26 protein-coding genes are annotated in these 26,038 nt (G+C 69.9%); 13 read left to right on the forward strand and 13 right to left on the reverse strand.

The window, feature by feature from the left end; translation table 11 throughout:
• Positions 1-44: 44 nt before the first annotated feature.
• The 3 genes from WME97_RS37205 to WME97_RS37215 form a co-directional block, all read right to left on the reverse strand.
• Positions 45-932, reverse strand: coding sequence for a phosphotransferase family protein (locus tag WME97_RS37205; protein ID WP_437544836.1), 888 nt, complete (start codon positions 930-932; stop codon positions 45-47).
• A gap of 62 nt (positions 933-994) precedes the next feature.
• Positions 995-2,038 carry an NAD-dependent epimerase/dehydratase family protein gene (locus tag WME97_RS37210; RefSeq protein ID WP_437544837.1) on the reverse strand — a complete coding sequence of 348 codons (1,044 nt, stop codon included), beginning with the start codon at positions 2,036-2,038 and terminating at the stop codon, positions 995-997.
• 49 nt (positions 2,039-2,087) lie between these two features.
• A complete protein-coding gene (locus tag WME97_RS37215) occupies positions 2,088-3,125 on the reverse strand; it encodes a deoxyhypusine synthase family protein (RefSeq protein ID WP_437544838.1) in 1,038 nt (345 codons plus the stop codon).
• Between the two features lie 421 nt (positions 3,126-3,546).
• Between WME97_RS37215 and WME97_RS37220 the strand changes: the two genes are divergently transcribed.
• From WME97_RS37220 to WME97_RS37235, 4 genes are all read left to right on the forward strand, one after another.
• A complete protein-coding gene (locus tag WME97_RS37220; RefSeq protein ID WP_437544839.1) occupies positions 3,547-4,086 on the forward strand; it encodes a hypothetical protein in 540 nt (179 codons plus the stop codon).
• A complete protein-coding gene (locus WME97_RS37225) occupies positions 4,083-4,853 on the forward strand; it encodes a hypothetical protein (protein WP_437544840.1) in 771 nt (256 codons plus the stop codon). Before WME97_RS37220 ends, WME97_RS37225 begins: the two co-directional genes overlap by 4 nt.
• Positions 4,850-5,398, forward strand: a complete 549-nt coding sequence (locus WME97_RS37230; protein WP_437544841.1) for a hypothetical protein — start codon at positions 4,850-4,852, stop codon at positions 5,396-5,398. Before WME97_RS37225 ends, WME97_RS37230 begins: the two co-directional genes overlap by 4 nt.
• A 260-nt stretch (positions 5,399-5,658) precedes the next feature.
• Positions 5,659-5,808: a hypothetical protein gene (locus WME97_RS37235; protein WP_437544842.1), complete on the forward strand. Its 150-nt coding sequence runs from the start codon at positions 5,659-5,661 to the stop codon at positions 5,806-5,808.
• A 254-nt stretch (positions 5,809-6,062) separates the two neighbouring features.
• On the opposite strand, the gene WME97_RS37240 is transcribed toward WME97_RS37235, so the two are convergent.
• From WME97_RS37240 to WME97_RS37250, 3 genes are read right to left on the reverse strand one after another with little or no spacing between them, the layout of a single operon-like run.
• Entirely contained in the window at positions 6,063-7,601 is a 1,539-nt protein-coding gene (locus WME97_RS37240; protein WP_437544844.1) for a hypothetical protein, read from the reverse strand.
• Between the two features lie 36 nt (positions 7,602-7,637).
• Positions 7,638-9,278 carry a hypothetical protein gene (locus tag WME97_RS37245; RefSeq protein WP_437544845.1) on the reverse strand — a complete coding sequence of 547 codons (1,641 nt, stop codon included), beginning with the start codon at positions 9,276-9,278 and terminating at the stop codon, positions 7,638-7,640.
• 15 nt (positions 9,279-9,293) lie between these two features.
• A complete protein-coding gene (locus tag WME97_RS37250) occupies positions 9,294-10,124 on the reverse strand; it encodes a hypothetical protein (RefSeq protein ID WP_437544846.1) in 831 nt (276 codons plus the stop codon).
• A gap of 512 nt (positions 10,125-10,636) precedes the next feature.
• Between WME97_RS37250 and WME97_RS37255 the strand changes: the two genes are divergently transcribed.
• Positions 10,637-11,722: an RNA polymerase sigma factor gene (locus WME97_RS37255; protein ID WP_437544847.1), complete on the forward strand. Its 1,086-nt coding sequence runs from the start codon at positions 10,637-10,639 to the stop codon at positions 11,720-11,722.
• Between the two features lie 189 nt (positions 11,723-11,911).
• Positions 11,912-12,475, forward strand: a complete 564-nt coding sequence (locus WME97_RS37260) for a sigma-70 family RNA polymerase sigma factor (protein ID WP_437544848.1) — start codon at positions 11,912-11,914, stop codon at positions 12,473-12,475.
• An 18-nt stretch (positions 12,476-12,493) separates the two neighbouring features.
• Here the strand turns inward: WME97_RS37260 and WME97_RS37265 are convergent, their stop codons facing one another.
• Positions 12,494-13,180, reverse strand: a complete 687-nt coding sequence (locus WME97_RS37265) for a TetR/AcrR family transcriptional regulator (protein WP_437544849.1) — start codon at positions 13,178-13,180, stop codon at positions 12,494-12,496.
• Between the two features lie 121 nt (positions 13,181-13,301).
• Here WME97_RS37265 and WME97_RS37270 point away from each other — a divergent pair, with 121 nt between their 5' ends.
• Positions 13,302-14,072 carry an SDR family NAD(P)-dependent oxidoreductase gene (locus tag WME97_RS37270; RefSeq protein WP_437544850.1) on the forward strand — a complete coding sequence of 257 codons (771 nt, stop codon included), beginning with the start codon at positions 13,302-13,304 and terminating at the stop codon, positions 14,070-14,072.
• 23 nt (positions 14,073-14,095) lie between these two features.
• On the opposite strand, the gene WME97_RS37275 is transcribed toward WME97_RS37270, so the two are convergent.
• The 4 genes from WME97_RS37275 to WME97_RS37290 form a co-directional block, all read right to left on the reverse strand.
• Entirely contained in the window at positions 14,096-15,235 is a 1,140-nt protein-coding gene (locus tag WME97_RS37275; protein ID WP_437544851.1) for an MbnH family di-heme enzyme, read from the reverse strand.
• Positions 15,232-15,765, reverse strand: coding sequence for a hypothetical protein (locus WME97_RS37280; protein WP_437544852.1), 534 nt, complete (start codon positions 15,763-15,765; stop codon positions 15,232-15,234). Before WME97_RS37280 ends, WME97_RS37275 begins: the two co-directional genes overlap by 4 nt.
• Before the next feature lies 1 nt (position 15,766).
• On the reverse strand, positions 15,767-16,615 hold the full coding sequence (locus WME97_RS37285; RefSeq protein WP_437544853.1) for an MbnP family copper-binding protein: 849 nt from the start codon (positions 16,613-16,615) through the stop codon (positions 15,767-15,769).
• Between the two features lie 249 nt (positions 16,616-16,864).
• Positions 16,865-17,395, reverse strand: coding sequence for a cytochrome c-type biogenesis protein (locus tag WME97_RS37290; protein ID WP_437544854.1), 531 nt, complete (start codon positions 17,393-17,395; stop codon positions 16,865-16,867).
• A 473-nt stretch (positions 17,396-17,868) separates the two neighbouring features.
• Between WME97_RS37290 and WME97_RS37295 the strand changes: the two genes are divergently transcribed.
• Positions 17,869-18,108: an addiction module protein gene (locus WME97_RS37295; protein WP_437544855.1), complete on the forward strand. Its 240-nt coding sequence runs from the start codon at positions 17,869-17,871 to the stop codon at positions 18,106-18,108.
• A 56-nt stretch (positions 18,109-18,164) separates the two neighbouring features.
• Here the strand turns inward: WME97_RS37295 and WME97_RS37300 are convergent, their stop codons facing one another.
• Positions 18,165-18,818, reverse strand: a complete 654-nt coding sequence (locus tag WME97_RS37300; protein WP_437544856.1) for a peptide chain release factor-like protein — start codon at positions 18,816-18,818, stop codon at positions 18,165-18,167.
• On the reverse strand, positions 18,815-20,050 hold the full coding sequence (locus WME97_RS37305; RefSeq protein ID WP_437544857.1) for an RtcB family protein: 1,236 nt from the start codon (positions 20,048-20,050) through the stop codon (positions 18,815-18,817). The genes WME97_RS37300 and WME97_RS37305 overlap by 4 nt, the downstream gene beginning before the upstream one ends.
• A gap of 197 nt (positions 20,051-20,247) precedes the next feature.
• Between WME97_RS37305 and WME97_RS37310 the strand changes: the two genes are divergently transcribed.
• From WME97_RS37310 to WME97_RS37330, 5 genes are all read left to right on the forward strand, one after another.
• Complete coding sequence (locus WME97_RS37310; protein ID WP_437544858.1) at positions 20,248-21,819, forward strand: sigma-54 interaction domain-containing protein; 1,572 nt, start codon at positions 20,248-20,250, stop codon at positions 21,817-21,819.
• A 229-nt stretch (positions 21,820-22,048) separates the two neighbouring features.
• Positions 22,049-23,200: a zinc-dependent alcohol dehydrogenase gene (locus tag WME97_RS37315; protein WP_437544859.1), complete on the forward strand. Its 1,152-nt coding sequence runs from the start codon at positions 22,049-22,051 to the stop codon at positions 23,198-23,200.
• A 26-nt stretch (positions 23,201-23,226) separates the two neighbouring features.
• Positions 23,227-23,619: a hypothetical protein gene (locus WME97_RS37320; protein ID WP_437544860.1), complete on the forward strand. Its 393-nt coding sequence runs from the start codon at positions 23,227-23,229 to the stop codon at positions 23,617-23,619.
• 178 nt (positions 23,620-23,797) lie between these two features.
• Positions 23,798-25,192 (forward strand): glucose-6-phosphate dehydrogenase, encoded by a 1,395-nt coding sequence (gene zwf / locus WME97_RS37325; RefSeq protein WP_437544861.1) that lies wholly within the window; start codon positions 23,798-23,800, stop codon positions 25,190-25,192.
• The gene (locus WME97_RS37330) at positions 25,189-26,004 is read left to right on the forward strand and encodes an HAD hydrolase family protein (RefSeq protein ID WP_437544862.1); all 816 of its coding nucleotides are present in this window, start codon (positions 25,189-25,191) and stop codon (positions 26,002-26,004) included. Before zwf ends, WME97_RS37330 begins: the two co-directional genes overlap by 4 nt.
• Positions 26,005-26,038: the final 34 nt, after the last annotated feature.

Here is a 26,038-nt window from a genome sequence, read left to right on the forward strand (position 1 = left end):
GACGGCCGGAGCAACCGCCCGCCGCGTCGGTCCAAGAATCCGCTTCACGGATCCCCCTGGTGTCCGAGCAGCACGCGTCGACACCATCGATGCAAGCGCACGTCGTCGGTCGCGAACGACCAGCGGGCGGCGAGCCATCGCTCTGCAGGCTCGAACAGCGCGTCCAGGTGCTGGGCCAGCAGCCACTCCCGGGCGAGGCGTCGATCGCGATCCGTGGCGGTCGTGGTGATGAACGGCGTGAGGTAGATGACGGCAGAGAGCGGATCGAGCCGAGCATCTCCCACGATGGGTAGGCCCCCGAAGTCGATCACGGCGCTGACCTCCTGGCCTTCGACCAGCACATTGCCTGGATAGAAGTCCATGTGCACGAAGCTCGGTCGCTCCGGCTCGGGCAGCGCGGCGGCCAGAGGCGCCGGATCGATGCCGTCGAACGCGCTCCCGGCGCAGGTCAGGCTCTTCCTTGCGCGCAGCTCGAGGTAAGAGCGGTAAGAGGGCGTCCGGATCGGCTCGGCTTCGCAGAGGTCGCCGTACCAGGCAGCGCTCACGGGCAGGGCTCGCAGGCGCGTCGAGGCCTCGAGGAAGCGAATGATGAGCTGTTCCCGCTCGGCGCCGGCCGCCTCGCCGAGCACCTGCAAGAGGGGCCGCCCGGGCAACCGCGGCTCGAAGGTGATGAGGCGGCCGTGCAGCTCGGTCATCTCCAGGACACGCGGGATCGCGAATGGCACCGCGCTCGCGCCCTCGTGGAAGCCCTCGAGCAGCTGGGCTCGTCGAACGACCGTCTCCCGGACGGTCCCGGGATGGTGGACGCGCACGACCCGCTCGCCGCCCAGCGCGAACACGCAGGCTTCACCGCCGATGCCGAGCAGCGCATCCCGGGTCAGGCCGAGATGGCTCATCACCTGCAGCAGGGGGGCGTCGTCGTCGATGCTCATTCCGGGGTCCGCTGCGGGTGACTCGTGAGGATGATCTCGCTCTCCCCGGGGCCGCGCGCCCCTCAGAAGAAGGCTTTCAACAGGCCGATCGCGCCCTGCTTCCAGGGCACGCGATGGGTCACGCCCGAACGGCTCTCGAACTCGCTCCTGTGCGCCCGGTACCACTCGAGGTTGCGCACCAGCGCGTCCTTGTTCGAGTACCTCGGCGTGAAGCCGAGCACCCGCTCGGCCTTCTCGATCGACACGAACGAGTCCTTCGATGCCGTCTCGTAGACCCACTTGTAGAGCGGCGACACGCCCATCGCCTCGAGCGCGCGCAGGCCGAGCACCGCCGGCGCCGCCGGGAAGGGCACGATCTTCTTGCCCTTGCCCACCGCGTCGAGCACCGCCTGGTAGTCCTCACCCATGGTGGTGAAGTCCTTCGCGCCGATGTTGAAGGTGTCGTTGGCGATCGACGCGTCCTTCGTCATGCACAGATAGATCGCCTCGCAGAGATCGGCCACGTCGAGGAGCTGGTAGCGGTTCTTGCCGTCGCCGATCATGGGGAAGCCCTTGCCGTCGAGCGCCCAGTCATAGAGCAGGGCGAAGACCCCGAGCCGCTCCGGTCCGATGAAGGACTTGGGCCGGATGATGGGCACCACGAGCCCCCGGCCACGCTCCTCGAGGCACACGACCTCGGCCTGGATCTTGGCCTGCCCGTACGGGCCCACGCCGTCGAGCCGGTCGTCCTCGCAGAGCGGGTGGTGGTCGGGGATGCCATACACGGCCGTGGAGGAGATATGAACCGCGCGCTCGACGCCGTGGCGGCGCGCGGCGCTCATGACCACGCGCGTGCCGATCACGTCGGTCGTGTAGATCTCCTCCGCCGTGTACAGGGGCAGCGCGGCCGCCGTGTGCACGACGAAGTCCTGCCCCTTCACCGCCTCGTCGACGACCGCAGCGTCACGGATGTCCCCGCGCACCTCGCGGATGCTCGACCGCTCGGGATAGTCGAAGTCCAGGAGATCGAGCGACGTGACTTCATAACCGCGCTCGAGCAGGTGCCGCACCAGATTGATCCCGAGGAAGCCCGCGCCGCCCGTGATCAGGACCTTCTTCTTGCTCATCGTCTCACAACCTCGCTTCTGGGACAGGAATAAGGAGAGCCGTCGATGCTCACGCGCCGCGCGCCTCGATGATGGCCCGAGCCTCGGCCGGGTAGCGCTTGCACTCGAGCAGCGCCCCGAGCAGGAGCGGCGCCACGATGGTCGCGTCCGACTCGATCACGAACATGGGCGTGTCCTCGGTCAGCTTGTCCCAGGTGATCTTCTCGTTGGGCGTGGCGCCGGAGTACGAGCCGTAAGACGTCGTCGAGTCGGAGATCTGGCAGAAGTAGGCCCAGGGCCGGGCCGGCTCTTCGAGATCGTACTTGAGCGACGGCACCACGCAGATGGGGAAGTCCCCCGCGATGCCCCCGCCGATCTGGAAGAACCCCACGCCCGCGCCTGCGCTGAGCTCACGGTACTGGTCGTAGAGCGCGGCCATGTACTCGATGCCCGACTTCACGATGCTCGCGCTGCACTCGCCCCGCTTCACGTAGGACGCGAAGATGTTGCCGAAGGTCGAGTCCTCGTGGCCCGGGACGACCAGCGGCAGCCCGGCCTCCGCGGCGGCGAGCAGCCAGCACTCCTCGGGCGGTCCGCGGTGGAGCGCGGGCTCGACCGCCCGGACCAGCTTGTAGAAGTACTCGTGCCAGAAATGGCGCTCGCCGCTCGCCGTCGCCCGCTCCCACATGGGGACGATGTGCTTTTCCACCGCGCGGAAGGCCTCGTCCTCGGGGATGCTCGTGTCGGTCACGCGCCGCATCCGGTTCTCGAGGATGCGCGTGTCGTCCTGCTTGGTGAAGTAACGGTAGTCGGGGAAGTCACGGTAGCCGTCGTGCGCCACGAGGCGAAACAGCGACTCCTCCAGGTTGGCGCCGGTCACGGACATGCCGTGGATCAGGCCGGCGCGGATGGCCGGCGCCAGCGTGATGCCGAGCTGGGCCGAGGACATCGCTCCGGCCACGGCCCAGAACATCTTCCCACCGCGCTCGATGTGCTCCCAGTAGGCGAGGAGCGCGTCGCGCGTCGCGCGGGCGTTGAAATTCTTGTAGTTGCGGAGGACAAACGTGAGGAGGGGCAGCGTCGTGGCCCCCGACTTCGTCTCAACCATGTTTCGCCGAGCCTCAGCGACCACGAAGGTCGTCCCGGTGGTCTCGGGTCGCGCAGGCCACCAGGGACGCGCTACGGACCGGCGCAGGCCGGGCCGCCATCGCAACGTCGGGTGGCTTCGGGGGCACCGTAGCATGAATCGCGCGGATCGTGTCAAGCCCGTCTCGGCGGGCGGCCGACCTTGTCGAGCCCGGGCCCTCGACGGCGAGCTGCGTGAGCGAGGTCTCGGCGCTGCGCCAGCAGGTGGACGAGCACTCGGGGCCGCGCCGTAAGCTGCGCAGTGCTGCACGCTCTGGACGGAGCGATCCACGTCCATTGTGGTCCTCTCGTCTGGATTCCGTTTGACGCCGGATCCCTGTTATCAGAAGAATCGCCCGCGTCGCTACGTTGCTCGTCCGTTGCGGAGAGGGGAGAAGGGGACGGTGGGCACAGGAAGCCGGCGGATCCCATGGGCGGTTCTGGTCGTCCCCCCGCTGGTCGTCGTACCCACGCAAGGAGAGGCGTCCGAGCTCAGCGCCGGAGTGAGCCTCGGATGGCTCCAGGCCGGTACCATTCCGCGCCTCGCGGTGGGGCCGCATGCGGGCATATCGTGGCCCATCCAGCGAGACATCCTGTTCACGGTGCACGACCTCTGCACGATCCTACCCCCGATCGAGGACGATGGGCTCGGGATCTACAACCAGACCTCGGTTGACATCGGGGTTGCGTGGAAGGATGGCAATGTCAGCGCGGGGCCGTCTATCGCGTTCTACCTCATGCCGGCGTGCGGCGCCACCTTGTGCGGCCGCGTCGGTGGCCTGGCCGTGGGCGGCCACGCGCAGACCAACGCGTACGTCGCCGGACCGCTGGGGGTGTCGGTGAGCGTCAACGTGGATTGGGTCGGCCGGGGCAGCCTGGTGCTCCCGGGCTATATGTCCGTCGTGTTCGTTGCTGGTCCTGTGCTTCGATGGAGTGAGAAATGAACACGAGAAAATTTCTATTATTGATCTCGGTCATCGCGGTTTGGGCGCTGGCGGCGTGCAACCGGACGTTCGGTGACTGCTATCCTGTCGAGGAAAGGACCTCGGGGGCAGGGGCCGGTCCAGGCTCGGAGCCCCGCCCCATCTTCACCTCCGCCGCATCCGGTGACTTCGGGGCCGACCCGCAGGGGGGCGAGCGCAAGATCGCGTGCAACGAGTCGGACCTCGAAGACGAAGAGGAAAGAGAGGAAAGCCCGAGCGACACCTCGGAGAGGCCGACAGATAGCCCGGAGAACCCGCCAGACCCGTGCCCCGGATTCGGCGATATAACCGGAGACGGCGCGACCTTCTTGAGCTGTAGCGATGCGTGTAGCTCGAAGTGTCCGTCGCCTGGAATGGCCCCATGGATATACGCAGATTTCGATCCTTCGGTATTCAAGTTTGTCACCATTGTCAAGGACGACGGTGAGGGTAAAGGCGGAGGGTGGCAAGAGGCCAGGGCCAAACTGAACTTCAAGAGACTAACGATCCCGCATAAGATCAAGGAGTGGTCCTGCGCTTTTACCATCGGCATGCCGCTCCGGACTGAGATTTATGGACAAATCGATCCAGACCGTGCGGCCAACCTCAGCGAGGAGATCACGGAGGAGGTCGCAAACCGCATAGATTACCATCTCCCGCAGGAGACGTTCTGCGACACGTTTCGCGAAGAGGCGGACGCTGCGTTCAAGTCGAAGTATAAGCGACTCGGCGCCAGGGTGACGAAATGATGGTGACAACTCGCTCCGAGCTGCTCGACGTCGTCTATCACTTCTACCCGCGGGGCGTGCGTTGCACGGATCGCATCTACGTGCCTCCCAACGAGCCCTTCTACGACGACACGGAGGAGCACCGCCGCCTGGTGGAAGCCGCAAACCGAGGGCGAGCTGAGTACCCAACGTGGAAAGCGATGATCCGCCGCCTGGGAGATCGATACGGCCTTCAAAACGAGTCGCTCCACCTGTTGGCGGGAGGGGGCGACCCGGCGTACTCGGCCCGCATCTGGCTCACCGACGAAACGGCGCTCGGCTTCCACGTGTCCCTGCTCGGGCCATACTACGGCATCCACCTCCCCGGCATCATCCCAGAGGAGGAGCCGGTGGCGCACGAGATCGCTCGGGAGATCGAGGCCACGTACCCCGGCTACCGACCGATCCCGCCGGAGCTCGGGAACGAGGTGGTTCCGGACGTGGCGATGGACACGGTGTCGATGGGCAAGGCGACGATATACATGTGCCTCTTCTCGGTCGTGTGGACTTGGGTGGATCCCGTGTAGCCCTTTCCCCTGGGCGTCCGCCGTCGACCTGGCCGAGCTCGTGCCGCACCGCCGGCGAGGAGATCGAGGCGAGCTCGGGGCTATGGCCGTCGACCTGGGCGAGCTCGGCCAAGTCGCGGCGGACGCCGGCGACCTCCCGATCGCGCTAACGTCCACGGCGCCCAGCAGATAGCGTCGCAGCAGCGTCGAGGAGCACCGCGTCGGAGTCCGCACCTTCCAATGGACCGGCCGGAGCGGTTCATGAGAGGATGGGCTGCCTGATGAAAAGAAGAGCGTGGTCTCCCGGGTGCGGCGCAGTGGCCGTCTCTTTTAGCTCGGATCCCTGGGATTGGGCGTGGGTCGGCGTGGCCCTGCTCGTGCTCGTCGGCATGGGCGCCGCGGTCGTTCTGGGCATCCGGCGCCGTCGCTGACGTGATAGGGCGGCTGTACCCCGCGAGGGGGCGGCGCGTGGCGGGGAGGCGACCGCGGGGTAGAGGTGGATGCCGGCGAGCTCGGCGACGTCGATGTCCACCTGGTCGACGGCGGAGCGCCGCAGTCGACCAGGGCGCAAACCGCATGGACTACGATCTCCCGTAGGGGATCTTCTGTCATAAGCTCGGCGACGCGGCGGACGCTGCGTTCAAGTCCAGGTACCCGCGACTCGGCGCCTCGGTGGTGACTTCGGCTATTCGGGAAAGCGAAGCGTCTTGTGGGCCTCGCCGCTCTCTCCCACCGTCGTACGGCCATCGTAGTCCCAGCTGATGCCCCCCTTGCCCGGCTGTCCGATCTCGATGGTGACGCCCTCGAGCGTGAGCTGGTCCTCGTCGAGGTAGGCGACGCCGATCGAGTCGCCGCCGCGCCCGGGGCCGCCGTAGCCGCCAGGCCCTCCTTGGCCGCCCCGGCCGCCGAAACAGGCGACGAGTTCATCCCCCGGCATTCCACCCGGTGCGCCTCGGCCGCCTCGGCCGCCGTCCTGAGGTTCCCCGCCGTCGCCACCCTTGCCGCCATATTTCGCCGTGATCTTGGTGTCGCGCACGGTCACCCGGGCGTGAAGCGCGAGGATGCCGATGGACGGCTGACCGTTCGCTCCCCCGCGGCCTCCGCGGCCTCCGCAACCGCCGGCTCCCCCCGAGCCTCCTCCTGGGCCACCCTTCGAGGCCGCGCCGCACCGGGCGAGCCCGCCCCGACGACCGCCGCCGCCGCCGCCGCCCTGGCCCGGCGTGCCCCAGGTCCCCTCGCCGCCCGTGTCGCCCTCCCATCCTGTCTCGGTGAGACGCCCGATGCCCTTGCCGGGCGCGCCCTGCGTCCCCGGAGCCCCGTGGTCCCCGTCGGACCCGTCGTAGCAGTCGCGATTGTCCTGCTCCGCGGTACCACCGATGCCCGAGGACGACGGTTGTCGCTCTGAGGCGGGCTCCCCGTCGCCTCCATCCTCGGCGCTGTCGGGCAGCCCGTCCCCTCCCTTGCCGCCAACGCTCGTGAGCCCGCTCTCGCACTGGTTCACGGTCGCAGGCCCGCCGGGGACGACGGCCGCCAGGCACGCGTCCCCACCGAACATGCCATCCGGTCCGTCCGGTTGCCTGGTCGGCCACTGCTCGCCAGCACGGCCTGCATTCCCCTGGCTGGAGGAGATCTCGCTCCGCAGGATCTCTACGGCCGTGTTGGACTGAGCGAGCAAGCCGATCGGGCCCCACGAGGTGTAGTGGAGGTCGGCGAGCGTCGAGACCCCGTCCGCGGCCCCGCTGTCCTCGGGGCCCGCGGGCTCGACGATCCCCATGGGGCCGTCGAACCGATCGGCATTCAACAGGGTCCATGGGCGCAGGGGATCGCGCACCCATTTCAGGCAGTGGAAGCCCCCAAGAAGATCCACGCCGGAGGGCACCCTGAACTGACTCACGATGAATCCCTCGTTGCAGAGGAACACGCGCCCTCGTCCGACGCGCGCGAGCTCGATGGCGCGCTCGATGGTGTACACCGGCTTCGCCTTCGTGCCGGGGTTCCTGTCGTCTCCGCCACCGACGTTTCCGGCGAGGAATACGCCGCAGCCGTCGTCGAGGATGTCGGCGGCGACGTGCTCCGCGCAGACCGACTCCGGGGGCGGCTCGTCCGAGCACGAGGTGCCTTCACAAGGCGCCAAGCCAGGGTCGTTCACGTTGGGCACAGTTCCGCAGCCGGTCGCCCACGGGGACAGCAGAAGAACCAAGGCAGCCGCGGTGCTCTTTCTCATGTGCGTCTCCTGACAGGGGTTGCCAGCACGGGCGGCTCATTGAGGCGGGTCCGGATCTGGTGCATCGAACCGGTACCAGAACAGCGCAGTCCCATTCGCCCCGTTGCCGAACGTGGTTTCCGTGGATGCATTGCCGCCGAGCCCCCCGGTGCCGGCCTGTCCGGGCGAGACCGTCGCGTTCTCCAGGATGGCCACGGAGGCGCCCACGGAACCGATGCCGAACGAGTGGCCCCCGAGACCGCCGCCGGCGTCGCCCCCGCGACCGCCTTCGCCGCCAAAGCCGCCGTCGCACCCTCGCGACGTGGCGGTCGCAGAGCCGGTTCCACGTGCGCCGCCGTCGGCGCCAAAGCCTCCCCACTGGCCCGTTCCGCCGACCCCGCCGTTGCCGCCCGTGGCCCCGAGGACCGTGCTGGCGTCGACCGTGAGGAAGCTCCCCTGCAACGCCACGATCCCGATGCTCGCGCCGCCGTAGTCGCCCCCCTGGCCCCCCTTGCCCCCGCAGCCGCCGCTGCCGCCCGATCCGCCGGCCGCACCGCGCTGGGGCCGACCCGCCGGACACGCGTTGATGTCGTCGCGCCCCTTGCCGCCGCCACCCCCGCCGCCGCCCTGACCGACGCCGCCCGGCTTCCCGTCCTCCCCGCGGACGCCGATCCATCCATCGACGCCCAGGAGACCATGATCCACCGCTCCGGCAGCGCGCTTCGCATCGGCGCCCTTTGCCCCCTGCTCGCCTGGGTTGCACGCCATGCTGGACGCGCCACTACCACCCAGGCCGATGTTGTCCGGAGTCCCGACCGGTTCCGGCAGTCCTCGCGTCCCGTCGCTACCCGTCTCGAGGCTTCCACGACCCCCCTCACCACCCGTCGACTCGATCCCGTCGTCGCACACGGTCACGACCGGAAGGGCGCCCCGCGCGGCGTCCGCGGTGCAGGCGTCCGCGCCGTCGGTCCCAACCACGCCGGCCTTCGCGCGGAAGCTCGGCGCGTCCTCGCCCGGGTCTCCATCCTTGCCGTCGCCTGCGAGGATCACGCTCCCCTGCACGATCGCCCTGGCCCCATGCTCCAGGATCATCGCGATCGACGACTTGCCGTCGCTCGCGGAGGCGTCAGCCGCCACGACACGCACGCCGAAGATCACCGACGTCGCATCCTCCTCCGGAATGACCGCATCGTCTCCCCCGAGGACCCGCACCGGGATCCCCACGGGCGGCGCGATGACGGTCAACGCGCTCTGCTCGTCGAGCGGCCCTCCATAGGACCAGTCGCCGCCGGCACACAGACGGCCGCCCCAGATATCGACACCCTGGGGGAGCGATACGGCCTCCTCGAACGACCCGCCGCACGCGTACACGCGCCGGGTCGCCTTCTCGCCGTGGCTTCGCCCGTGCGCGGCGAGGCCGATCGCGTGCTGCAACGTCCTCACCGGCGCGTCCTTCGTGCCGTGGCTATTGTCGTCGCCCTGCTCGCTGACGAACACGCCGCACATGTCGAGCGCCGCCGCCGTCTTCGGATCCCCGTCACAAGGAGACGGCTCCGGCGGCGGAATCTCGCACCAGTAGCTGTCCGCGCAGCTGTCCGAGTAGCACCCTGTATTGGTGGCCGCTCCAGCCAGACCGAGCGCGACCGACGCCAGCGAACGGAGGACCTCTCGACGGGGACCCATCGATCTAGAACGCATGACCTCGCCTCCCCCTCACCAGGCTCCTTCGACGAGCACACCCGCCTGGTCGCTCGTCGCCAGCGGCACGAGGCGGACGCCAGCGGCTTTGGGCGCACCACCGAAAAGGGCAACCTCCGTGAAGAACGAGGCCGCCGTCGCCACGCCGAACACGGCGCTCGTCGCCAGCGACACCGTGCCGAGCGTCGCGAACAGATCCCGCTCGTTCACCTGGTCACGAATGCCGGCGCACGACGCCGGTGCGTTGGCATCCCGGCACGTATGGGACGTCCACCCCAACGCGCGACGCGTGACGTCTCGCTCGCGCAGATCGCCATGGATGACGTGAGCGCGCAGGAGAAAGACCGCGCCGGCCGCTGCCGTTGCCGTCGTCACCACGATGCCGCCTATCCGCGCCGTCCCCGGCCAGGAAGCCCATGGGCTCGCAGGTCGCGTCTGCGCAGCCGCCAGGGAGCTCAGGGCGCAAGGCGTTTCGCTCGGTGGACCCGGCGCGTTCTCTCTGGCGCTGCTCACCGCCGCGCGCGGACAATGAAGCGAGATGTCGTGCTCCGCCTTCGCCACGGTGCGCAAGGTCTGGAACGCATCTTCGCGGCCCGGTGCTCGGGCCCGCACCGTATGCAGGCCGGGCTCGACGAACAGCGTGTAGACGCGCGCGACGCGGCCGATGGGCTTGGTGTCGACGATCACCTCGGCGTCCGGCGGGTCGACGGAGACACGGAGCTTCGCGACATGCGGTATTGCCTTGCGCTGCCCTTCCTCGAATCGCTTCTGCAGCGCGGACGGCAGCGCCTCGCGCTGTTCGAGGCTCCAGGCGAGGTGTTCGGCCGCATCGCGGTATTTGCCCAACGCGACCTCGCAAAGGCCGAGCTCCCCGGCAATCTCCGCGCGCTCACGCTCCGTGCTCGACGCTGGGTCAGCGGCCTCGAAGGCCGCCTTGTAGGCGGCGTGTGCCTCGGACCATTGCCCCGCCGCGCGCGCCCTCTGGCCGCGGCGAACATGGTCCTTCACCGTCGAGCGCTCTCCCGACCTTGTCGTCGATGAGCCGCCCTGGGCGCGCGCCGCGCTCGTGAGGCATGTCGATGCCCCGACCGCAAGGAGAATCGAGAGGAACTGTGGAGCGCAACGCATCTCACGACGGTAGTTGCATCAACTGCTCGGCGTCAATGACGGGTGAAATCGCCCTGCGCGCGCATTTACCGCGAGAAATTGCAGCGCGAACCAGCAATGTCGTCATCTCTTTTAGGCATCGAATACTGCGCCAACGCGCAGGTGGCACATTGGGACGCATTGTCCCACCAAAATGGACCGGGCCGTTCACTTTTCTGACCCCGGGAGGGCCGCTCAGACGTGCTACCGGCATGGGCAAGCCAGCGGGCACCTTCAGCAGCTTCGGGCTCTTCCGGCGCCTGGCGACGCGCTTCGGGGTCCCGGCGCGCGATGCAGAGGACGTCGCACAGGACGCGCTGCTCCGGGGGCTGGACGCGGAGGGACGGATCGAGGCAGGCGGGGACCCGGCGCCGTACCGCGTCGCGATCGCGGCCAATCAGGCGCGCGACCATGTTCGAAGCGCGCGCCGCCGGCGAGAGGTGCTGACGCCGTCTCACGACCCCGAGCTTCACGACGAGCGCCCCACGCCGGAAGAGCTGCTCAGGTGGCGCGAGCGGGAAGCCGTGTTGTGGGAGCTCATCGACGGTGTCGAGCCGAAGTACCGGGACATCTTGATCAAGCATGACCTCGAGGAGATCCCGCTGACCCAGATCGCCGCGGAGCTCGGGCTTCACCCTGACGCCGTGAAGACGCTGCACCGTCGAGCCCGCGAGCAGCTGGAGGAGGCGGCGCAACGCCGGAGGGCGAAGCAACGCTCGCGCGGATGGGACGAGACCCCCTGCGTCGTTCCGCTCGGGCTCACTCCACGCAAGGGGTGGGTCGGCTCCCTGCTCCGCTGGACTTGGAGGCTCCTGGCGCAGGGGGCGAGCGTCGTGCTCATGAGCGCCATGGTCGCTGCCGTGACCTCCTCGTCCACGCTGCAGGCGTGGCTCCGAGCGGCTCTCGATGACGGTTGGCCCGCGCTGTCGGGGCAGGCCTTCGCGCCGCTCCCCGCGGAGCGCCGCGCCGGGCAGGCGGGGACGTCCTCCGTATCACCCGCAGCGCAGGCCGCTGCGCTCCCCGTGGAGCGCGGCGCCGGACAGGATGGAGCCGGTGCGACCAAGACGCCTCCTCCGTCGGTAACGGCTGCTCCGCGTGCGTCGTCCTCGACGACGCACGCGAAGCAGGCGATCAGCGCGCGCGAGAGGAGCCTGCTCAGCCAGGCCCGGACGGCCATCGAGGCACGCAGCCCAGAGGCGGATCTCGAGGCGTACCGGTTGCTCGAGGCACACGCGGAGGAGTTCCCGCGCGGTCGACTCGCCGTGGAGCGCGAAGAGATGCTCAGGCAGCTTCGCTGACGGGTCGGCCGTCCATCCACAGCCAAGCAAGCGAGGTCGGTGCTGTCGTCGAGCAGCACGAGGCCGCGCTCCGCCATGCGTCGGACACGAATGCTCACGGTTCAGGAGGGAACATGGAGGACATGCTGGGTGCGATGTGGCTCGTCTCGCCGCTCGGGCTCTCGATCGCCGTCGGGGGAGGGTGAAACCATGGGTCGTCCGTCGAATGACGACGAGCGAGCCGCCGCGCACGCGCGCCTGTTTTGCCCGGCGCTCGTCCGTGCCGTGCTGAGCTTGCTGGGGAGGCTGGGCGTCCCACGGTGCCATCGTACCGACGTGGCCGGGCAGGTCTGGCTCACCGCCTGGGAGAGCTGGCCCAGGTTCGATCCGAAGCGGGGCAGGCCGGAACGCTGGTTGAACGGGATCACCGTACACGTTGCCTCGCACTATCACGAGCGTAGGAAGCACCGCAGGGAGGAGCTCGTCGATCTGATCGAACTTGCCGATCCCGCGCCGGATGCCGCCGCTACGCTGGAATCCGACAGCATCAGAACGGGCACGATCGACGCGGTGAACGAACTCGATCCGAAGCTGCGCTTCGTTCTCGTGGCACACGATCTGGATGGGATCCCGATGGCCCAGGTGGCGGAAGACGCGGGGCTGCCTCTCTCTACGCTCTACAAGCGACGCACGAAGGCCATCGATGCGCTGCGCGACATCATCGGGCTTCGGGTACCCATGGAGGACTTCGCCCGGAGAGCGGGGTCGCGATGAGCATCAGCGGACACCTCCTCAACCTGGTTTGCCTTTCCTTCTCCCGCCGGCCTGCTGGCGCGGCTCCACGCCAGCGGCAGGCCGCCCTGTCCGCGCCGCGCGTTTCGCCGGGTCGACCTTGCCCATCGCTGCGCATGCGAGCTCGGGCAGGGTCGCCTTCATCCACGCGGGGTCCACGGCGCCGGACGCGGAGAGATAGGCGCGGCAGGCCTGGTGCGCCGGCCCGAGCAGCACGACGTCGACCATCACCTCGGACGAGCACTCCCCCGAGAAGACGCCGAGCTCCGAGAGGTGCGCGATCGTCTCCGCCTTGAGCCGCGCCTTGGTCTCGCGGAGCGCGGCGCGGTGATGCCCGTCGAGCTCCAGCGCGAGCGCCTGGTACATGAAGCGCGCCTCGCCCTCGTGGTCGAACACCCAGGTCAAGTGCGCCTCCACCAGCGCCCGCACCGCCGAGCGCGCCGTCCTCGCGGCGAGCACACTCGCGGTCACGTGCCCCACCAGCCGCTCGAAGGTCCGCTCCAGCAGCGCGGCCACGAGCGCCGGGAAGTCCTCGAAGAGGTGGTACACGCTCGAAGGGCTCGCGCCCGCCTCCTTGCGGACGTCCTCGATGCCCGTGCGCAAGAGGCCCCGCTGCTCGAAGCAGCGGAGCGCCGCGTCCAGGAGCGCCTCCCGGCGGGCCACGCCGTTCTGTCGAGCCACGGCCATGGCCCCTCCCCTACCCCAGCTGCGCACCGCTGGCCAGCAGGCCCAACTGGAGGATTCTTCCAATTTCATCTTGGAAGTTTCTTCCATTTTGTTTACCTTCCTGTCGAAAGCGAGGTGTCGCATGGAGCTGGGGCTGGAGAAGAGGGCCGCGCTGGTGACCGGTGGCTCGCAGGGGATCGGCAAGGAGGTGGCGTTGCAGCTCGCGGCCGAGGGGGCCCGCGTGGCGCTCACGTACCGGAGCGAGCGGGAGAAGGCCCGAGAGGTCGTCCGGGAGATCGAGAGGCGAGGCGGCGAGGCGGTCGCGCTGGAGCTCGACCTCGGGTCGGTCGAGTCCGTCAAGGCAGCGGTCGCGGCCACCGTGGCGCGCTTCGGGCAGATCGATGTGCTCGTCAACAACGCGGTCCGCTGGAGCGAGCGCTTGCCCTGGGACGCGCCGCGCTTCGAGGACATCCCGCTCGCGGAGTGGCAGGGCGTCATCCACGACAACATCGACGGTGCCTTTGCCGCCATCCAGGCCGCGGTGCCCTCGATGCGGGCCCGCGGATGGGGGCGGATCGTCAACATCTCCTCGGGCGTGGCGCTCGACGGGGTGGTGGGCGCAGGGCCGTATGCCGCCGCCAAGGCAGCGCTCCACGGGCTCACCGCGGTGCTCGCGCGCGAGCTCGGGCCGCACGGGATCCTGACCAACGTCGTGGTGCCGGGCTTCACGCTGACCGACAAGGTGAGCGCGCATGTATCGCCGGAGCTCGTCGCGCAGCGCGGAAAGGCGTATCCCGTGGGGCGGCTGCTGCGGCCCGAGGAGGTGGCGCCGACGATCGTGTTCCTGTGCTCGGCGGCGAACACCGCGGTCACGGGGGAGATCGTCCGCGCGAGCGGGGGCCGGCCGATGTAACCGAGGGAACTGACACCCACCGGTCACGGCGCCTGCGCGCCGTCCACCACGGCCGCGAACTCCGGATCGGTCAAGCTCTTCATGAAGGCCACGACATCCGCCTTCTCCTCCGGCGTGATGGTGAACGCCCTGACGAGCGTGCTCTTGTTCGGGTTCTCGCTGCCCACGCCCGCGAACGGCCCGTCGTCGATGGTCCTGCCTCCCGCGGCGTAGTGGTCGACGACCTCCTCCAGGGTGGCCACGCTCCCGTCGTGCATATAGGGCGCCGTCAGCTCGACGTTGCGCAGCGAAGGAACGCGGAACTTCCCCTTGTCGGCCGGGTCGCCGGTGAACTCGAACAGCCCCTCTCCGCCGGAGGGATAGTCCCCGTGCGAGCCGAGGTTGTAGAGGCCGGTGTTGTGGAAATCCATCTCCGCCTGCTTCGTCTCGGCGCTCCGGAAGGCGGTCGTGAAGTTGATCCCGCTGTGGCAGTGATAACACTCGAGCCGCTCGGAGAAGAAGAGGTCCATGCCGCGCACCGCCGCATCGGACATCGCGCCCGCCTCTCCGCCGTAGGTGTACCGATCGTACGCGGAGCGCCCGGAGATAAGCGTCCTCTCGAACGTCGCGATCGCCTTCACGACGGTATCGAACGTGATCGGCTCGCTCTCACCGGGGAACGCGGCGACGAACGCGGCCTTGTACGCCTCGTCGCCGCGCAGCCGGCCGAGAACGACGTCCTCGGCGCCGGTGATCCCGAGCTCGACCGGGTTCTCGCCGAACATCGGGACGAGCGCCTGCTCCTCGAGCGACGACAGCGTGGGGTTGCCCCACGTGAGCAGCGGGAAGTAGGCGACATTGGCCAGCCCCATTGCGTTGCGCGGGATCGCGTCCCCTGTCGAGCCGGTCGGGGTCGGCTTGCCGTCGGCAAACCCCCTGTCGCGCTCGTGACACGAGGCGCACGCCATGGTGCCGTTGCCCGACAGGCGCTCGTCGAAGAACAGGGCGCGCCCGAGCGCGACCTTCGCCTCGGTCATCGGGTTGTCGGGCGGCACCCATGGCTTCGGGAAGCCGACGGGCAGGGCGAGCTCGTAGCCGTCGACCGGCGAGGTCGCTTCCGTCTCGCCCCCGCACGACGCCGCCGCGAGCGCGACGAGCGCCGCCGACGCGATTGCGCGGATCACTCCAGCAGGATGCGGCGCTGTTCGTTGTGACACAGGTTACACGCTCCAGAGATGGATGGAAACGGCATCTCGTTCGTCCCCTCGCCGTCCTGGGACCGCACGAAGAAGAACAGCGCCTGGTCCGGGAAGGGCAGCGGCTCGGTCGTGAAGAAGTTCCCGTTCCCGTCGATGGCAACGGAGAGCACGAGATCTCCCTCGCCTCCGCCGGCCGTGCGGAGCTCGACCGTTCCGCCCGTCACCGGCGTGCCCGACGGCGCGTACACCGTCCCGGCCGTGGTGAAGAGCCCTTTGCCAGGCCCGTGCGGCTGATGGCAGCCGATGCAGTTCTGCCCCATGTTGTGGCTGCGCTTCTCCGCAGCGGCGCTGATGTTCTCCACGTCGAGCTCTGGATCGCGCTCGAAGCGAGGGTCGCCCGGGAGGATCTCCGCGTCGCTCGGCTCGTCCATGTCCTCGTCGGAGGCACCGCAGCCGGCAAGCGCACAGACCCATAGCGACGCGAGCAGGCAGGTCGCTGTTCTGAGGATGTACATCTCACTCCACCCGGAAGGCGGTCTGCGCAGCGGACGGGTTCACGCCGTCGAAGCCCATGCCAAGCGCGTTGAAGACGGGCGGGCACTCTGGATCGCCCTCGAAGGACATGCAACCGGAGGTGCGATCCGTCTCGCCGTCGACCTGGTGGTTCAGGTCGGACGCAGCATAGAACCTGGCGATATCGAAGACGATGGTGCTTGACTCCGGGTCGACCCCGTCGATGCGTATATCGGCGAGGTTGTCAGCGGCGCACGAGTACCCATCGCTCACGGTACCCTCGCACTTCGTACTCCCGAGGTGGAAGAAATACGTCGGGTTCATCGTCGAGACGAGGTCGAGGCGCACGAACTTGTAGCCGCCCTTCCACGACCACCACATACCGGGAATGTTCAGGGGCGCCGGGGCCGTCGCCGCATCCAGGTGGTTCATCTCCGGGGGCAACCCCACGTTGAACCTGACACCGGCGTAATCGCCGGCGGGCGCGGTGCCCACAACCTCGGTCCTCGTCTCCGGGCTGCCTGTCTCACAGGAGCCCGTGCCGTCCTCGAAGTCGAGGAACGCGATCTTGTCGCGCTGCCATTGGCCATCCTGCTCGAGCGAGAGGGGCTCCTCGGACCCGTCGCCGTGAACGAGCCGCACGTCGTAGACGTACATGCGAAAATCGAGCGCATTGACCGACGATCCGGTCGTGCCGACTCCATCGAATGTGTCAGTGCAGGAGAACGGCCTGTCGCCGACCTTGGCGGCGAAGCTCAGCGCGAACGTCTTCGAGATGACGTCCTCATCGCTCCCGCCGCATCCGCTCAGAGCCGCGAGACAGGCCACGCCGAGGCACGTGACACGAGCCATTAAACAAAACATCAGGCAACCTTTCAAGCGACGAGGTCACAATGGCGTGACCTCCGCAATGGATCGGAGCGGAGCCTACTCGAAGCTCGGCTCTCCTGGGTGCAGCAAGTTGTCGCACCCTGCGGCCATCCTTCAAGGAGAGTCGACGGCATCCGAGCGAAGAGTTTTCCGCCGCGGCCACTGCGCCGCGGTCATAACGAGATGTCCCTGCTGAGCCTCCTCTCCAATCAACCGGGAAGACGGGTGCGCTCATGCGTCGCGCTCCCGGAGCTCGTCGTCGAGGCGCTCGTCGTACTCGTCGCGAGCAGCCACGAGGGTGCCTCCGGACGGAGCGGCCTGCGCAGCGTTGCTCCGCCACGAGCGCAGCAGGGCGAGGATCCCGAGGAAGGTCGCTGCGATGCCCAGCATCAATCCCAGCGCGACCTTGCCGAGCGCGCCTGACGAGGGCGCCGCGCGGAGGCGTTCGCCGTATCGCGCCACGAGGTCCTGCTCGATGGCGTCGGCCACCTCGCCCCGACGGAGACGCGCATGGATCTCGCGACGAAGATCGCGCGCCACCTCCGATTCATGGACATCGAGCGTCTGATCCCAGCAACAAGGCGCGAGCAGACGCGCCGCGAGCGCCCTCTCGCCGGGCGCCGGGGTCGAGTCGACGAGCTCGGAGGTGGCCTGGCTGGGCGGCGCGGGCTCGGCCCTGCGGGTGAGCGCCACGCCAGCGAGGGCGACGGCCAGCGCTGCCACGCGGCGCCAGCGCGAGCTCTGCAGCGACCGGAGACCCACCGGTCCGCTTCCCTTTTGCGCGCCGTGAGGGAAGCGGGCCGGGTCATTGGCAGGCCCGTCCTGGTCTCGCTGGATCATAGCGAAACAGGCTAGCGTCACCCGCGGCCGCGGTCCTGCGACACGATGTCGCGCTTGTCGACGGCGCGTCCTGCCCCGGTCTGCTGCAACTTCCGGAACTTGCTCTGCATAGCTTCGTCTTCGGCAATGGCGACGGTCCGCCCTCGCCCCGAGGCAGCTTGGGTGCATTGGGCTCGGAGAGGGCACGGGCGGCGCGGTTCCGCAACCGAGGTGACTCTCTTGTTTGGAGCCGGTCGCATGATACAGCGCACGTGGGTAATGCTCGACAATCTGCGCCGGCGCATGGCTTCCTGGCTGCCATTGCACGGCACATCCCGTAGATGCCACCAGCAGGCATGGTGCCCAGTCCGGTCGTCGGGGAGGCCCGTGGGCAAAAGTCCTGCTATAATCTCGACATGTCGTCCAGGAATGCCGTGCTTGCCGAGGCTCTGCAACTTCCGCCGGAGGAGCGAGCAGACGTCGCGAAGCGCTTGATCGCGAGCCTCGACGGACCCGCAGACGAGGACGTCGAGGCGGCCTGGCTCGCCGAGGTCGAGCGACGTCTACAGGACGTCGACCGTGGCACGGCTAACGGCGAGCCCTGGAACGTTGTTCGGGAACGGCTCGCCACACGTCTCCGCACGAACCGCAAATGACGGTTGTCTGAGCGGGAGAGACTACGCCTGTCTAACAAGACGCGAGGCGGCTCCCCTCACCGCCCCTCCGCCACCACAAGCGCGCTCTTCCGCCCCACCCGGTACGTCCTCACCGGCTCTCCCCGGACGATCCGGTCGTGCTCGCTCCAGCGCGCGGCCTCCCCCTCCGCGACGCGCCGGGCTGCGCGCTCGGCGAGCCGCTCGGCGATGCGCTCCACCCCGCGGCGGACGTTCGCGCGCTGCGAGCGCTCGTCGGCGACACGCACCGTGATCCCGCTCGGCCGGTGGTGGATCCGGACCGCCGACAGGGTCTTGTTCACGTGCTGCCCTCCCGGCCCGCTCGCGCGGCAGGCCGAGATCTCGAGCTCGCCCAAGTTGACGCCCTCGCCCGCCCCCGCCACGGCGTCCGCCCCCGCAGCGTGGACCGCCACTCCCGCGAACCACCGCTTGCGCGCCGCCTTCCCCCGCGCCGCGCTCCGCTCGACAAGCGCGTGTGTCCCGAGCTCGCCCTCCAGGCAGCGCCGCGCGTCGCCCTCAACCAGGATCTCGACCGAGGCCGGCGCGTCCTCGTCGCCGTGCAGCGTGACGTCGACCACCGCGAGCCCGCGCTCCTCGCAGAGCGCCTCCATGCGCTCGGCGAGCCGCGCCACGAAGCGCCTCACCTCGACCGGCCCCCGCCCCGCGCTGATCTGCACCCACGACCGGCTCATCGCTTCACCGTGAGCACCGGCACGAGCGGCGCGACCGCCGTCGCCAGGCCGGCCTCGACAAGGCTCTCGATCACCGGCTCGATCGGTTTGTACGCGTCCGGGTGCTCCTCGAGCAGCAGCGCCGGGTCGTCGCACACGACGCGGCCGCCGAGCTCCGTGCGGGTGAGCTCGCGCCGCCGGTACCTGGCCGCGATCTTCTCGCGCGCCTCGCTCCGCCCCATCTTGCGGCCGGCGCCGTGCGCGACGGAGCGCAGCCCCGCCTCCGCGTCGCACGAGCGCATCACCCACGACGGCGCGCCGCGCGATCCGAGCACCACGGTGAAGTCGCTTCCCCGGGCGGGCGCCGCGCCCTTGCGGTGCACCCAGGCCAGCTCGCCGCCCACGGCCTCGCGCGCGACGTCGTTGTGGGTGAGGTCGAGCCCGCCCGTGATCGTCGACGCCCGCGAGGCGCCGAGCGCGCGCAGCATCCGGTACGCGAGCAGGAGCCGGTTCGCCCGCGCGAAGCGGCACGCGCCGACGAGCTCGCCGAGGTACGGCTCGGCCGCGTCCCCCTCGAGCACCGCGCCGCCCCAGCGCTGGCCGAGCGCGCCGCCGAGCCCGCGCGAGCCGGAGTGCGCCAGGACGACGAGCTCCCCCGCGGAGAGGCCGAGGGCCTTCGCCGCCGCAGGGTCCCGCAGCGCGCCGACCCGGGCGACCTCGAGGAAGTGGTTCCCCCCGCCGACCGAGCCGAGCGCGCCCTCGTAGCCCGCGCGGTACGGCGACGCGTCCCCGCTCGGGCGAAGGCCGTCCTCCGGCTCCGCCGCCGCGAGCCGCGCGAGGGCCTCGGGCACGCCGTCGACCTCGGCAAAGCCGCGCGCGCCGTGCTCCCAGACCCGCTCGAACACCGCCCGCGGGTCGCACTCGGCGAGCGGCTCGTCATCCATCGCCTGCCGGGCGCGCCGCTCGAGGACGTCCGGCGCCATGCGGCCGATCGACGTCGCGACGAGCCGCACACCGCAGCCGGCGTCGCCGCCGATGAGCTCCGGGACGACCCGGTCCGCGAAGGCGAAGGCCGCGCCGATGGGGATGCCCCGCCCGGCGTGCAGGTCCGGCATGCCCACGGCGCGGACGCAGCCCGGCAGCGCGGCGACGCGCGCGAGCTGCTGGACGGCGTTGCCCTCGAGCCAGACGTCGTCGCGGGCGACCAGGCGGGCGTGGGCGGGAAGGACTGCGCTGTCGGCGGGGGCTTTCATCGAGATCTCCGGGGCAGGCGGCAAAGGCAGGCGCAAACGCGGATGGGAACGGGAATGCCCATGGGAATGCGGAGGAGACTTGCGGCTTCCGTGCCAGCGCGCGGCCCGCGGCGGCGCCGGCAGAACGCCTCAACGTGGTGCGCAACGCACCAGATAACGTGGTACATCGTGCACCACACATGGTGTACGGTGCACCAGTGAATCGCCTCCTCCTCACCTGGTCGGACGCGGGCACGCTCGGGCCGGCGCCGGCGCACCACAGCCGCCGGCCCGAGGGCGATCGCGGGCCGGTGCTGCGGCTCCTCGACCAGGAAGAGAGCCGCTACGACGCGATCGTGGTCCTCACCATCCCGGCGGGCGAGGCGCCGTCGCGGGCGCTCGTCGAGCAGGCGCGGGCCCGCGCGCCGCGGATCGAGCTCCGGGTCGTGGACGTCGACGATCCGTCGGACCACGCGAAGCTCTTCCGGGCGCTCGGCAAGCTCTCGGCGCAGCTCAAGCGCGCCTTCCCGCCGGCGGCGTGGGCGACGGACGTCCTGCTCTCGGCCGGCACGCCGCAGGCGCAGACGCTCTGGGTCATCCTGGTGCAGGCGGGGATCCTGCCGGCGCGCATGCTCCAGGTGATCCCGGCGGCGTTCGTGCCGCACCCGCACCCGCGGCCGGTGCGCGAGGTCCGGCTCGATATCGAGGGTTTTCCGGAGATCCGCGCGCTGCGCGAGGAGGTCGTGCGCCTGCGGGCCGAGGCGCGCACGCGCGACACGGTGCTCGTCGGCGAGAGCGAGCCGATGCGCTTCCTCCGCGCCCGCATCGCCCGGGTCGCCGCGACCGACGTGCCTGTGCTGATCGTCGGCGAGACCGGGACAGGAAAAGAGCTCGCGGCCAGGGCGATCCACGAGCACAGCCCGCGCTCGAAAGGGCCGTTCATCGCGGAGAACTGCAGCGTCTTCGCCGAGGGCGTGCTCGCGAGCGAGCTGTTCGGCCACGAGGCGGGGGCCTTCACCGGGGCCGCGGGGCGGCGGCGCGGCGTCTTCGAGCAGGCGCACGGCGGGACGCTGTTCCTCGACGAGATCGGCGAGCTGTCGCCGCGGGTGCAGGCGTCGCTGCTGCGCGTGCTCCAGGACGGGACGCTGCGGCGGGTGGGCGGCGAGGCGAAGATCGAGCTGGATGTCCGCGTCCTCGCCGCCACCCACCGCGACCTCGCGGCGATGGTCGAGGAAGGGACGTTCCGCGAGGATCTGTATTACCGGCTCCGCGGCGCGATCATCGAGGTTCCCCCGCTCCGTGCGCGGGGTGGCGACATCGAGGTGCTCGTCGGCGCGTTCCTCGACGAGGTGCAGTCGCGGCGCAAGGGGCGCGGGCTCGAGGTGACGCGCGAGGCGCTGAGGAGCCTTTACCAGCACGCCTGGCCGGGCAACGTGCGCGAGCTGCGCGCGGAGGTGCAGCGGTGGGGCGTGTTCTGCGAGCACACGGTCGACGTGGGCGATCTCGCGCCGGAGATCGCATCGCCGGCGGCGCGGCCGGCGAGCGGCGGCGCAGGCGGGATCGCGCGAGCGACGGCGTCGGAGGCAGGCGGCGAGGAGGTCGCGCCGCTCGCGGAGGCCGTGGCGTCGGCCGAGCGCGCCGCGATCGGGCGCGCGCTCGAGGTGCACGAGGGCAACCTCTCGCGCGCGGCGCGGGCGCTCGGCATCGACAGGAACACCCTGAAGCGCAAGATGGCGGCCTATCACCTCGGCAAGGGCGCGCCTGCGCGCTCGACGATCCGAAGAAGCTGAAGCTGCCGCCGCTGCCGAAGAAAGAGAAGAAGAAGACGAACGATCACTGATAGCGCGAACGGCGCCCGGGCCGCCGGCGCCAGCAGCGATGTCCTCGATATCCCGAGGCTGGGCGCCCGAAGGCGCTCGAAGCCCGGAGAGCCGATGCCTACGCCAGGTGCACCCACGAGCGCGCGCGCCTGGTTCACCGCTTGCATTGCTCCGTCGAGCAAGCTGGGAGGTCGTGCGAATGCTGGCGCTCACATACCATGGGCCGAAGAACGTCCGCGTCGAGGAAAACCCGGAGCCTCGGGTTCAACATCCGAACGACGTGGTCCTGCGCGTGAGTCGCGCCACGATCTGCGGCTCGGATCTGCACCTCTATCATGGCTACGTGCCTGACACGCGCGTTGGGACCATCTTCGGCCATGAGTTCACCGGCGTCGTGGAGGAGCTCGGGGCCTCCGTGCAGACGCTGAAGCGCGGCGACCGCGTCGTTGTGCCGTTCAACATCGCCTGCGGGACGTGCTTCTTCTGCCAGCGAGAGCGCACCTCCGCCTGCGAGAACACGAACCCGCTCACCACGCTCGCCAGCGGGATCTTCGGTTATTCACACACCACCGGCGGCTACCAGGGCGGCCAGGCCGAGCGCGTCCGCGTCCCCTTCGCCGACGTCGGCCCCATGAAGATCCCCGACGACCTCTCGGACGAGGACGCGCTCTTTCTCTCGGATATCCTCCCCACGGGGTACCAGGCCGCGGAGATGGGGGACATCAGCCCCGCGGACACCGTGGCCGTCTTCGGCTGCGGGCCCGTGGGCCTCGTGGCCCAGCGGTGCGCATGGATCCTCGGCGCGCGCCGGGTCATCGCCGTCGATTCGGTCGGTTACCGACTCGATTTCGCGCGCCGGCACAACAAGGCAGAGACGCTCGATTTCAGCGAGACCCCGGATGTCGTGTCCGCGCTCCGGGATATGACCGACGGCCGCGGGCCGGACGTCTGCATCGAGGCGGTCGGCCTCGAGGCGAACGGCTCGGCGCTGCACGACGTGCTGGGCAAGGCGCTCAAGCTCGAGGCCGGGTCGCCCGTCGCCCTCAACTGGGCGATCCAGTCGGTCCGCCGCGGCGGGAGGGTCTCGATCGTCGGCGTCTACGGGCCGCCGTGGAACCTCCTCGACGTGGGCGCGGCCATGAACAAGGGCCTGACGATCAAGACAGGGCAGTGCGACGTGAAGCGGTACATGCCCCGCCTTCTCGAGCACATCCGCAGCGGGAACATCGACCCGAGGGCGCTCATCACCCACCGCGCCCCGCTCGAGGCGGCCGCGGAGATGTACCGGGTGTTCGCGGCGAGGACCGACGGGATCCTCAAATGCGTGCTCGTTCCGCGGGGGGCCAAGTGAGCTCCGTCATCGAGGAGGAGGCGATCATGGAAGCCGAGATCGTGCTGCCGAGGGAGCTGCCGTACTGGGGAGTCGACATTTGCCTCGAGGACAGGCCAGGCGTCCCGAGGGAGGTGCCGCCGCGCCTCCTGGAGAGCGCGCACTGGATCGAGCCCGAGCAGCAGCCGATCGAGGGGCCGCTGCTCAGGCACCCCGGGCGCGCCCGCCCGACACCGGTGTTCAGCACGGCATTGCCGCCGCGAGGAGCGAGCGGCGCGCTGCGCCGCATCGCCTACAAGGTCCCGGATCACCGGCTCTCCCACTGGGTCGCGCTGTTCATCGCGGATCGGGTCGACGTGATCGAGAGCCTCCCTCTCCTGTTGAAGAGGCGGGCCGTCAGGGCAGTCAAGCCCAGGCGCACGGCGTCACAGCGCGCGTGACGAAAGGCGTGCTCGCGCCGATCCAGCGTGGCACACGCGATGCCGGATCGGGACCAGGGCCCCCGGGCCATGGCGAGACGCGAGGAGCCGAGCGCATGCGCACTGGATGGATGGAAGCTGAAGGCCAGGAGAGCTCGGGCATGCGGCGCGTGATGTCCGGCGCCGCCGAGCAGGCGGCATGAACGCCGCCGACGCGCTCGTGCTCTTCGGAGCGACAGGCGACCTGGCCTTCAAGAAGATCTTCCCGGCGCTGGCCGGGCTGATCCGCCGCCGCAAGCTGGAGGTGCCGATCGTCGGCGTGGCCAAGAGCCCGTGGAGCCTCGATCAGCTCTGCGCCCGCGTCCGCGAGAGCCTCGAGCGGGCGGGCGCGTTCGAGGCGGGCGTGTACCGCGAGCTGTGCGCGCGGCTCTCGTACGTGAGCGGGGATTACGCCGATCCGGCGACGTTCCACCGCCTGCGCGAGCGGCTCGGTACCTCCCAGCGGCCGCTCCATTACATGGCCGTGCCGCCCGACCTGTTCGAAGAGGTCGTCAAGGCGCTCGACCGCTCCGGGTGCGTGCGGCGAGGGCGGCTCGTCGTCGAGAAGCCGTTCGGCCACGATCTGGAGTCCGCTCGGGCGCTCTACCGCACGCTCGCGAGCGTCTTTCCGGAAGAGGAGATCTTCCGGATCGACCACTTCCTCGGCAAAGAGCCTGTCCAGAACATCGTTTACTTCCGCTTCGCGAACGCGCTGCTCGAGCCGGTCTGGAACTCCCACCATGTCGAGAGCGTCCAGATCACCATGGCCGAGCGGTTCGGCATCGAGGGCCGCGGCCGGTTCTACGACGCCACCGGGTGCATCCGCGACGTCCTGCAAAACCATCTCCTGCAGGTGCTCGCGTGCCTTGCCATGGATCCACCCCCGTCCGGGGACGCCGACGCCGTGCGCGCGGAGCGCGTCCGGCTGCTGCGAGCCATCACGCCGCTCGATCCGGCGCACGTCGTCCGCGGTCAATACGACGGGTACCGCGGCGAGCCGGGGGTCGCGCCGGGGTCGCAGGTCGAGACGTTCTGCGCCGCGCGGCTCCGCATCCACACCTGGCGCTGGGCGGGCGTGCCGTTCTGCATCCGCGCCGGCAAGCGCCTCGCCGTCACGGCGACCGAGGTGCTCGTCCTGCTGCGGCGGCCTCCGCACGCCGTGTTCGAGGATGTCGGGCGCGGGGCTCCAGACTACGTGCGCATCCGGCTCGCCCCGGCGCCGGCGCTCGCCGTCGGCGTGCGGATCAAGGCGCCCGGCGAGCTGATGGCCGGACAGCCGACCGAGCTGCTCGTGGCGAGCGACCTGTCCGAGGCGCTGGGGCCCTACGAGCGGCTCCTCGGCGATGCGCTCGCCGGCGATCCGACCCTGTTCGCGAGCCAGGCCGAGGTGGAGGCGCAATGGGCCGTTGTCGATCCGGTGCTGGACCAGGCGACTCTGCTCTCGCCCTATGAGCCGGGCAGCTGGGGCCCAGCCGAAGCCGACCGCCTCGCCGCCGACCTCGGCGGGTGGCGTACGCCCGCCCTGGCCCCCCCGCTGGCGAGGAGAGCCGCATGACCAGGATTCGCGTGCTGCTCGCCGACGTGGACGGCGCGCTCCTCACGCCCGACGGCGTGCTCACCCCCAGGGCGGAGCAGGCCGTGAGTCGGCTCCGCGACGCGGGGATCGACCTCGCGCTGATGAGCAGGCGCTCGCCGCGCGGCCTGCGCGTCCTGCTCGGGCGTCTGAGGATCACGACGCCGGTCGCCGCGTTCGGCGGCGCCATGCTGGTGCGGCCGGATCTCTCGATGATCGAGCACCACCCGCTGGACAACGGCGCGGCCGCGGTCGTCATCGCGACCCTGGAGCGGCACGGCGCCGCGGTCTGGGTCTACCAGGGCGACGACTGGCTGGTGCGCCGCGCCGACGCGCCGCACGTCGCGCGCGAGCAGGCGCTCGTGCAGTGTGTCCCCAGGGTCGTGGAGCGCTGGGAAGGCGTCGTGGACAGCGCGGTCAAGATCGTCGGTGTCAGCGATGACGCCGAGGTGCTGGAGCGCGGCGAGTCGGACCTCCGGGGGGCCTGCGCGTTCTTCTCGGCGTCACGCCCTGTGCCCCATTGCATCGAGGTGATGCACCCGCGGGCCAACTCCGGAGAGGTCGCGAGGGCCCTCTCGGCGCGCCTCGGCCTCTCCGGCGCGGCCATGGCCGCGATCGGCGAGCTGCCCGATCATGTGCTCATGTTCCGGGAGAGCGGGCTCAGCATCGCCATGGGGCAGGCGCGCGCCGTCGTGCAGCGGCAAGCCCACTTCATCACGCTGTCGAACGCCGACGAGGGCTTCGCGCACGCCGTGGAGACCTTGCTGCTCGCCACGAGCGGTGGCGGCCAGTGAGGGACGAGCGCTGAGCGCGGTCTCCGGCCCGGGG

Origin of the sequence: Sorangium sp. So ce367 (assembly GCF_051520455.1) — a bacterium.
Taxonomy (GTDB): domain Bacteria; phylum Myxococcota_A; class Polyangia; order Polyangiales; family Polyangiaceae; genus Sorangium; species Sorangium cellulosum_B.